This window comes from Xenorhabdus eapokensis, assembly GCF_001908105.1.
The window spans coordinates 1-8,610 of sequence record NZ_MKGQ01000057.1 but is presented as its reverse complement, the minus strand read 5'-3'; the positions used below and the strand labels follow the sequence as shown (position 1 = coordinate 8,610).

Sequence of the window (8,610 nt, the reverse complement as noted above, 5' to 3'; positions counted from 1 at the left end):
ATGATAAAATCTTGCTGTGACATAGCCTTTTGTTCCTTTATTTCTCTATTTTTGACGACTTAAAGTTATAAAGGAGCGGCTATGTCATTTCAACTCACCCTAAAAGTCGAGCATCGCGTTATTCTTAATAATGATCTCAGGTGTTCCCCCCATTTGACCGAGTTTTTCGGCGAAATCATTGTTCGGTAACTCATGAATAGGATCTGCATGGTTATGCAGATGGAGCGCTCTGGCGCCAGAACAGATCATATGGCGTGGCGGATTGTCTTGCCGGGTCTGATGTAACGCACTCTCAAACGCCAGCCGGGTGCCAAAGCTATGACCAAATAGGATATAAGGTTTAGTGTAAACCGCCGACAAGGCCTGATAAATAAAAAACTTCATTGACGGCAGTCCCTTATAGGAGGAGCACTAAACTGTGTTCCTCTACAGGGAAGCTGAATAACCTCAGCTTCGTTTAAAAATAGCGATATCATTATCCCGTAGATTCAGGCTCGGTTTTTTAGGTTGGAATGTATAAGCAATAAGGCCTGCGGCGATTTCCAGCAGAAAACCGAGCTGACTACGATGTCTTGAATGCGCTATCTGAGAAATATTTTTGAGCTGATCAATGACCGGTTGAGTAGACCGCGGGAACTACCCCCGCAGCCTCTCGCAGAACGGTACGTGAGCCTCTCGACTCATACCGCTCCCATCAAGCAAACGTGCCTGTCATTCCTGCCCGCCAATGGGCAAACAACCCCTGATGCTGCTTTGCAATCCTTTGAAGCAGTTTTGAAGCCTGGATTTTATGCCTGCTCAGTGCCTTGTACTTTCGTCTGGCCCAGCGCACTAATGCTTTGTTGAGTTGCCTGAATACCTTATACAGCTCTGAACGACAAAATTGACCATAATAGCTCAACCATCCACTTATCATGGGATTTAGCCAGTTTGCCATCTGTGTTAAGTTCAGTTCTGTCCGCATTCGGATCTTCAACTTGCGAATTTTGAATCTCATGGCCTTTTGCGCCGTTTTGCTGACTGCTGGCGTAAAACTCACAAACAGGCTGTTCCTTTTGCGGTTCTTCACCAATCTTGGCCTAAATGTGTATCCAAGGAAATCGAAACTGATGTGTTCATACCTGCCCTTTCGGTCCCCATTCTTGCAGTAGGCAATCCAGGTTTTGTCCGGGTGCAGTTCCAGTCCACACTCACTGAAACGTCGCTCCAGTATTTTCCGTATTTCTCTGGCCTGAGCTTCATTCTGACAGTGAACCAGACCATCATCGGCATAACGACACCACTTCAGCCGGGGATGATGCTTTTGCATCCACTTGTCGAACACATAATGCAGGAACAGATTTGCCAGCACCGGGCTGATAACTCCTCCCTGTGGGGTGCCTTTCTCCCGGAATAACACCTCACCATGGCATTTCATCGGTGCAGTTAGCCAGCGTTCGATATACAGACAGATCCACGGGCTGTTTGAATGTTTCCTCACGGATTTCATGAGTAAATCATGAGGAATATTGTCAAACAAGCCCTTGATACCGAACCCCAATACCCAATCTTGCTGCCAGCATCGCTGCCTTGTTACTCTGATGGCATCAATTGCCGATTTATTCGGTCGATAGCCATAAGGATCCGGCAGAAAATGAGGCTCAACAAGCGGTTCGAAATAAAGCCTGACCACCATTTGCGCCACGCGATCCGCAACCGTGGGAATACCCAGCAGACGTTCACCTCCCGACTTCTTGGGAATAGCGACACCTTTCACTGGGGGTGGATAATAACTGCCCGATGATAAGCGGTTCCAGAGTTTGTACAGATTATCTTTCAGATTGGATTCAAAATCCGCGATGGTTTGACCATCCACGCCTGCCGCACCTTGATTGGTTTTAACCAATAACCAGGCACGATACACATCCCTTTTCTCAATGACAAACGGTTTTGCCTTAACCTCCGTATCTCCTCCTGCCTGACAGTTGGATACCGGGTAAGGCTGCCTGACGTGACCCCTTCGCTCCACATTCATTACAAATATTTCCTCACTACTACGAGTCACTCCGCCCCCGTATCACCCATCGGTACTCTCATACTTGTCAATTTAGTGACTTGCATTTCTCCCTTGACATCGTGATGACGGGTTCCCGCAGTTCCCAGAAAGAGCCCGATACAAAGTCACGCCCACTCTACGCCGGACACCACCTGCGCAGCATTCGGAATTCACTCACAGATTTATCCCGGAAGATAGAAACGCCCCCGGTTTTGATGTCAAGTCTCTTCTTTACGACGCGTCCACATGGGTTCGGTTTTACTCGTCTCTTTGTACCCTACCTGCCGAACTATTGTTCGCGCTTTGACCTCAACGCTCACGACCACCGCTCTTTACGGCAGCCGCTTGAGGGGGTTTGAAGCCGGCTTCCGACAGCGGACTTCGGTGGGTCTGCCACCATCTCCTCCTAAGCTTATGCTACATACTGGCTGCGTTCCCTATGCTGCCCAGTTTGTATGCCTGCGGCACACTTTCTATCAAAAATCGTCTTCTTAACATCAGCCTATCCCAGAGCGATAACGCTTTGGCTTTCATGTTGCTACGGACATTCGTGATTAACGTAACGCCTTCCGCTTCCAGCTCATCGCATAAAGTCTGTGATAAATACCCTTTATCGCCATATAAACATCCCGTTAACCCTCTTGCCAATGCTTTGACAGGGTGACGATCATCCTTATTTCCGGCGGTTAATTTTACGGCCAAAAGTTCACCGCAATCATTGATAACCAGATGAAGTTTAAAACCATAGAACCAGCCTGTACTGGTTTTTCCTCGTTGTGCCATTCCCTCAAATACCCGGTGATGGGGAATGCGAAGGTTGTGACAAACAGCAATTTTGGTGGAATCAATAAAAGCGATCCCTTGGGTTGTCGCTTTACGTGACGAAAGAAAAGCGCATAAAGGAATCAGTGCCCTTTTCTTCAGGGTGAGCATGCGGGTATAGCTGACTAATCCGGGAAAATCTGCGGTAAGATATTGTTTTACATGTTTATTATAAAACGTTTTAAAATCACGATAATGGCTCATATGGAATAAAATGAGGATCATAATGACTTCGCTGAGCGAAAGGGAAGCTTCGCGGTGCCGTTGACGTAATCCGTTTTCAATGAGCTGTTGATGCCAGAGAGGAATAAATTTTTGGCAAAAGTCATCGACGCAACAGTAAAAATCCGCCTTCATAGAAGGCGGCTTTGATTTCGCCCCAGAGGGGCGTTACTAGTTCAGACTCTGAGAGCCTTCACTTCACATCCCTTTTAACGATAATTGATTGTCTTCATGTTCATGTTTTTCCTGATACTTCACATACTTCCTTATCATTTCTTCATTTACACCTACGGTATCCACACAGTACCCTCTCGACCAAAAGTGATTTCCCCATAACTTTTTCTTTCTTAAATAGGGGAATTTATTAAATAATCGAATGGCTGTTCGTCCTTTTAAATGCCCAAGCACCTCAGATACAGATAATTTCGGGGGGATTTTTACCAAAAGATGAACATGATCTATTTGAACATTCAATTCTACAATTTCTATCTCGAGTTGTTCACAGGAAATCCGTATCTGCTTATAAACCTCCCTTCCTACATTATTTTTCAGTATCCTAAATCGGTATTTGGGCGTCCAGACGATATGATATTGACAACACCAAAGTACATGCGATGCTTTCTTGAATCTACTCATGGTTAAATCCTTCTCTGTTATGGGGATAACAGTTCGGATTTTCCCATGAGTAGCCTTACTGGCAGAGCCAATCTGTCGATGACCACCTCCGCAGGAGGTGGCATTCAGTTATGAGTAAATTAACGCTAATTTGCTGTTTGTTTTTGGCGACCAGCTATCGCACGTTTTCGCCCTCAGGGAGGACAAAATCTGCTTACTGATGGCTTTACCATGAGTAAGAAGACTTGGAAAGTAAAGCAGGGGTTTCCCCCTGCCTTGTTATGCCGCTTTGAGGTGGCGAGAGAAAAAGTCCCTAGTTTGCTGGATAGCTACCCGGAGAAGTTCTCGTCTGTAGCCAGCGTAGCTCTTATCATCACTGGCAACGGTCAAACCGTGCAGACTCTCCTCACCCAGCACAATCTCGTTTTCACGAGAGAGTACCTCAACACGTAGGCCAAGCACTCGCTCTTTCTCTTCCTGGATAGAGCAAATTGTTTGGTCTCTTATTTCGTCATCCCAGTGCCCCATATCGAAATCCCGTTCAGGGAGTTCAGTAACACGCACCAGATAGTTTTCAGTGGTCCGTTCCCAAACCACCTCTTATTCGTATGGAGAGGCCTCGATCAACGAATATCCGTCTGATTCTAGCTTCTTGGAAAGGCTTTTCACATCATACGCCAGCTCTAACACGAAGCGATCCCATAGGTCTTGCCAACGCTCAACCATTTCTTGGTTAATCCCTTCAATGCCGGTGTCCAGCATGGTGTCACGCATCAGGGAAGATCCCCGTGAAGTCCACGTTGTCGTCGATGTTCATGCAGTTCCAGTGGCTGTATTGATGCCCATAACTATTCCGGGTAATGGACAGATCACAGGAGCCATACTCACGGAGGACAGAAAGCATATTCTCAATGTCTTTCTGCGCCATCAGGTTCTTCACGCGACTGACAGCATCCACTTGGCTGGGCTCAGTGCTGAACAAGCGCTTCATGAGTGCTTTGACATCAGCTACCGTTATAGCCAGCAAGCGCTGACAATGAGCAAAGAGTATGACAGCCACCTAAAAGGGTAAAACGCTGTAATTGCCCTTTTGGGGTGCAAAAGAAAAAGCCCTCCCAAAGGAGCTGTCTCTTCTACACAAATCCCTCAATTGAATCGAGGGATATTTTTGTATATAGAAAACCTCCTGCTAGGCCTGTCTCTTGATCACATCTATAGCTCAAGAGACGGTGCAAGCAAGTAACTCTCAAGGATGGTTTGTAATATGAACCATCCTTCCCATAGCCTTTCCCATCCTACTCAACCATTACGTTTTGAATCGTACCAACCCGCAAGCTTTCCGAACGGATGCACTGAGCGATAATATCAGCAGGATAGTGTAGACGTTTGAACGTTTTTCGGATAAGGGACATCAGGGGGTTCTCAACAAAAAATGACATGTTACCTGAATATTTCCGCTTAATGCGACAGAACCGCATAAGATCACAGGTATTCATTCAAATCAATGGATTTGTTTTTTTGGCTAAAAAATATTCGTGATCTTGCCCTGATTGTACCAATAATTATACATGTAATATCGATATTATTATTAATTGAAGTTGAAATAAAATAAACATATCCGGCTCATTGTCTTACCGGAGTGAAGTTATATTTTCATTTTATGAAAATATAAAGATACAAAATGCATATTTATATTAATTAAGGAAAAGCTATGGCTAAAAAAGATATTGACTATATGAAGATGTTGGAAAAGGATGTTTGCACGATGTGTGGAGAAAAGAATTGTCCTTGGACGAAAGGACATGGCTATATGAATAAAAGAATGAAAGAGATTACGGAGGCCTATTGTAAAGGCGACATGCGGGCAATAAAAAAAATATACATTCAACGCTTTGCACCAATGACTGGAGTTTTTAATAACACCCTTAGCTGGTCTCAAGAAAATGATAATAGCATGAGTGCTATTGGTTTGCTGAAGCATTATAGAAGCCATACAGGACAACCAGTAACCCTTTCTCAAGTAGGTGTACAAGATAAAATCAGCAACTTGGCACAAAAGCCGGGTTCTTTTAATCGATCAGATAATACAAGTATTCATTCTCATTTTATTTCACAAATTCAAAATGGTGAACGCATTCATTTCAGTAATCCTTATGACCTTCGTAATGAAACTGGGCGGGTAAGTGATCCACTATGGGCTATGCGAGGATCATTGTTTAGTGGGCATTTAAGTGATATTAAAGCACAACCTAATGGGAATAAATATAACTTATCAGGTGTGGTGGATTATAATTTTTATAATAAATTCGAAGATCCACTAAATATTTTTGATTGGTTTGGTAAAGACTGGAATCCAGATGGAACCCCATTCGAAATTAATGGAAAGTGGAAACAACCCGTGAATTTTGATGTTGATAAACACACGTATGAAAATAAAGTTAAACCCATGCTTGAGACAACTAATAGCATGAGTGGATCAGGAATGAGTGGATGGGATATGTTTTCTCATTATAGAGACGATTCAGGCCGGGCGCTTACACTCTCTGAAATCGGTGTGCAAGATAGAGTTCGAGAGTTAATACATAAACCAAATGCATTTGAGAAACCAGAGGGTAGCATTCATTCTCGTTTTATTTCACAAATCCAAAATGGCAAAGGAGTTGATTTTAATAATGCATATGATTTTACTAAGGAGGCAAAAGAAATGATTTTTGATCCACTATGGGCTATTGGTGGTGCAAAAGTCAGCGGGATTTTGACAAATATTCATGCTGAAGATATCGGGGATAGATATAATGTGTCTGGTGTAATAAACTATGAGTTATATGATAATTTTACCGATCCATATGATATGAAGGATTTAATTGGTATAGAATTTAATCCTAATGGTACTCCATATGATATCAAAGGGGCATGGTCAGAATCAGTTAATTTCGATGTAAAAAAAGATGTTTATGAAAACACAATTAAACCAACGCTTGGTAAATAGAAATAACTGATGAGATAACAATTGGCCGCACATTAAATGTGCGGCTTTATAAAATGCACTCATCAATTAGAAAATGTATTTGTAAATAACCATAGGTAGATAATGGCTGATTATTACGATGATAGTCATCAATATTGATACTAATATGGTTTTTTTAAAGTTTCTTTTAAAAATAAAAAAATAATTTACAAACATTGTTATGATAAAAAAGAATACAAATATCATAAATAAAATAGCGATGAATGGCATAGTACATCCCTTGTCAAAAAATGTTCTGTCATCATATATTCAACTGATTGAAAATCATATTGTTATTCTCAATAATCAACCAATTTTTCGTCCAATGAACCGAGACCATAAAAATCTATGGTCGCCTATATAAACGCATCCCGTTTGCAAGACAAAAATCATGTTGACATCGACGGTAGGTTGCAGCTCTATATCCGTACATGAACTCCCGCTTATGTGCAAGATAAGTTCGTTGGATGGCGGTCATAACTGCGTTCGTACATTCGGCGTCTGTGTTTGCAGGTTATTTTCTGCTGAGCCATGATGGATATGTGCACACCTGCTCCTTATCGGCCTTTAGACCTTTATTCATTCTTGGTCGTCGGATATCTCAGGTTTTGCAGGTGTCGGTTTGACCGATCTCCCATCTCACTTTTCTTGCGCAATTAGTAAGATCAATACAGCTAAAATAAATTTCATTCCTCTGGGATTACGATGTCACTCTGAACGTTTCTTCACCCGTTAATATCACCCACGATATTCTGGCGATCTTATTTGCCAGCGCGATAGTCACAATATTAACCGGACGACGCTGCATCAGTTTTTTTATCCAATCGCCATAGTTATCATGCCTTCGGTTTATATGGTAAATCACGGCTCTGGCGCCCTGAACCAACAGCTTTCGTATATAACCATCACCCCGTTTCGTTATTCCAGCGAGTCTGATTTTCCCACCACTGGAATATTGTCTGGGGGTTAAACCCTAACCAGGCAGCAAAGTGTCGGCCGTTTTTGAACAGACTAGGATCCCCAACGCGACTGACAATGGCCGTGGCGATCACCGGCCCAATACCGGGAATGGTGGCTAGCCGTTGACAGGCATCGTTCTCTTTGAAATATCTGTCAATCATTTCGTTAAGCTCACCGATCCACGCCTGTAAACAGGATAATTGTTCAAGATACATCCCGCCCAGCTTTCTCAGGATAGGGGTTATCACTGACTCACCATCCTCTATAAGCTCAAGGAGACCTTTTTTTAGCGAAGACAGCCCGGTCGGAAATATGATGCCTTCTTCGGAAAACAGACTGCGGATCTGATTTGATTTAGCCGTTCTTTCCTGGATAGCCTCTTCCCGTATTCTGTGCAATGACTGTAATGATTGCTGCTCAGCACTTTTTATGGGCACACAGTGAATATCCCGTCTTGTGACTGCCATACCGATCGCAGCAGCATCATTAGCATCATTTTTTCCGCCGACAACAAAAGGTTTAACGTATTGGGTTGGCAACAAATGAACCGTGTGCCCCAACTTCGTCAATTCCCGTGCCCAATAATGTGCACTATGGCAGGCTTCAATTCCAATAAGAGCAGGCTCTAAAGTCGCAAAAAACTTCAACACACCATTTCGACGTAACTTCCGTTTAATAGTGGCTACGCCACAGTGGTTGGTCCCATAAACTTGAAAAATATTTTTAGCAATATCAAGACCGATGATGAGATTAGGCATAATCTTCTCCCAAAACTGGCTGGATTTTATTGATGAATTCCCATCTTACTCCGTGAGGAGCGGGAGTTCATAACATCAGCCTTATTAGGGGGCAGGGCGCGAGCATACTTTGGTTGATATCTATCCAAAGAACACTTGTGCACGATAATCATCACTCCAGCCTGCTTTTTTGAGTTTATTTCTTTGACTGG

Annotated in this window: 9 protein-coding genes and 2 pseudogenes; 2 read left to right on the top strand and 9 right to left on the bottom strand. The window is 43.2% G+C overall.

Translation table 11 applies throughout. The features are described from left to right. Window positions 1-99 precede the first annotated feature (99 nt). The 7 genes and pseudogenes from Xedl_RS18470 to Xedl_RS39465 form a co-directional block, all read right to left on the bottom strand. Entirely contained in the window at window positions 100-384 is a 285-nt protein-coding gene (locus Xedl_RS18470; RefSeq protein WP_074025198.1) for a thioesterase II family protein, read from the bottom strand. 63 nt (window positions 385-447) lie between these two features. Next, a pseudogene (locus Xedl_RS33825) lies at window positions 448-621 on the bottom strand (IS982 family transposase); the annotation flags it as partial. Between the two features lie 73 nt (window positions 622-694). After that, window positions 695-2,014: a group II intron reverse transcriptase/maturase gene (gene ltrA / locus Xedl_RS18460; RefSeq protein ID WP_074025197.1), complete on the bottom strand. Its 1,320-nt coding sequence runs from the start codon at window positions 2,012-2,014 to the stop codon at window positions 695-697. Between the two features lie 471 nt (window positions 2,015-2,485). Continuing rightward, window positions 2,486-3,214: pseudogene (locus Xedl_RS18455) on the bottom strand (IS982 family transposase); the annotation flags it as partial. A gap of 63 nt (window positions 3,215-3,277) precedes the next feature. Continuing rightward, window positions 3,278-3,715 carry an IS200/IS605 family transposase gene (gene tnpA, locus Xedl_RS18450; RefSeq protein WP_074021892.1) on the bottom strand — a complete coding sequence of 146 codons (438 nt, stop codon included), beginning with the start codon at window positions 3,713-3,715 and terminating at the stop codon, window positions 3,278-3,280. Window positions 3,716-3,973: 258 nt separating this feature from the next. Next, complete coding sequence (locus Xedl_RS39470; protein ID WP_422645910.1) at window positions 3,974-4,291, bottom strand: hypothetical protein; 318 nt, start codon at window positions 4,289-4,291, stop codon at window positions 3,974-3,976. A 3-nt stretch (window positions 4,292-4,294) separates the two neighbouring features. Further along, entirely contained in the window at window positions 4,295-4,468 is a 174-nt protein-coding gene (locus Xedl_RS39465; protein ID WP_422645909.1) for a hypothetical protein, read from the bottom strand. On the opposite strand from Xedl_RS39465, the gene Xedl_RS39460 reads away from it, so the two are divergent. Both Xedl_RS39460 and Xedl_RS18435 read left to right on the top strand, forming a co-directional pair. After that, on the top strand, window positions 4,455-4,766 hold the full coding sequence (locus Xedl_RS39460) for a hypothetical protein (RefSeq protein WP_422645908.1): 312 nt from the start codon (window positions 4,455-4,457) through the stop codon (window positions 4,764-4,766). The two genes, Xedl_RS39465 and Xedl_RS39460, sit on opposite strands and share 14 nt — an antisense overlap. Window positions 4,767-5,405: 639 nt before the next feature. Next, complete coding sequence (locus Xedl_RS18435; protein WP_074025196.1) at window positions 5,406-6,683, top strand: hypothetical protein; 1,278 nt, start codon at window positions 5,406-5,408, stop codon at window positions 6,681-6,683. A 718-nt stretch (window positions 6,684-7,401) separates the two neighbouring features. On the opposite strand, the gene Xedl_RS31760 is transcribed toward Xedl_RS18435, so the two are convergent. Both Xedl_RS31760 and Xedl_RS18425 read right to left on the bottom strand, forming a co-directional pair. After that, window positions 7,402-7,623: a hypothetical protein gene (locus tag Xedl_RS31760; protein WP_422645911.1), complete on the bottom strand. Its 222-nt coding sequence runs from the start codon at window positions 7,621-7,623 to the stop codon at window positions 7,402-7,404. Beyond that, a complete protein-coding gene (locus tag Xedl_RS18425) occupies window positions 7,607-8,419 on the bottom strand; it encodes an IS110 family RNA-guided transposase (protein WP_208605088.1) in 813 nt (270 codons plus the stop codon). The genes Xedl_RS31760 and Xedl_RS18425 overlap by 17 nt, the downstream gene beginning before the upstream one ends. Between the last annotated feature and the right edge of the window lie 191 nt (window positions 8,420-8,610).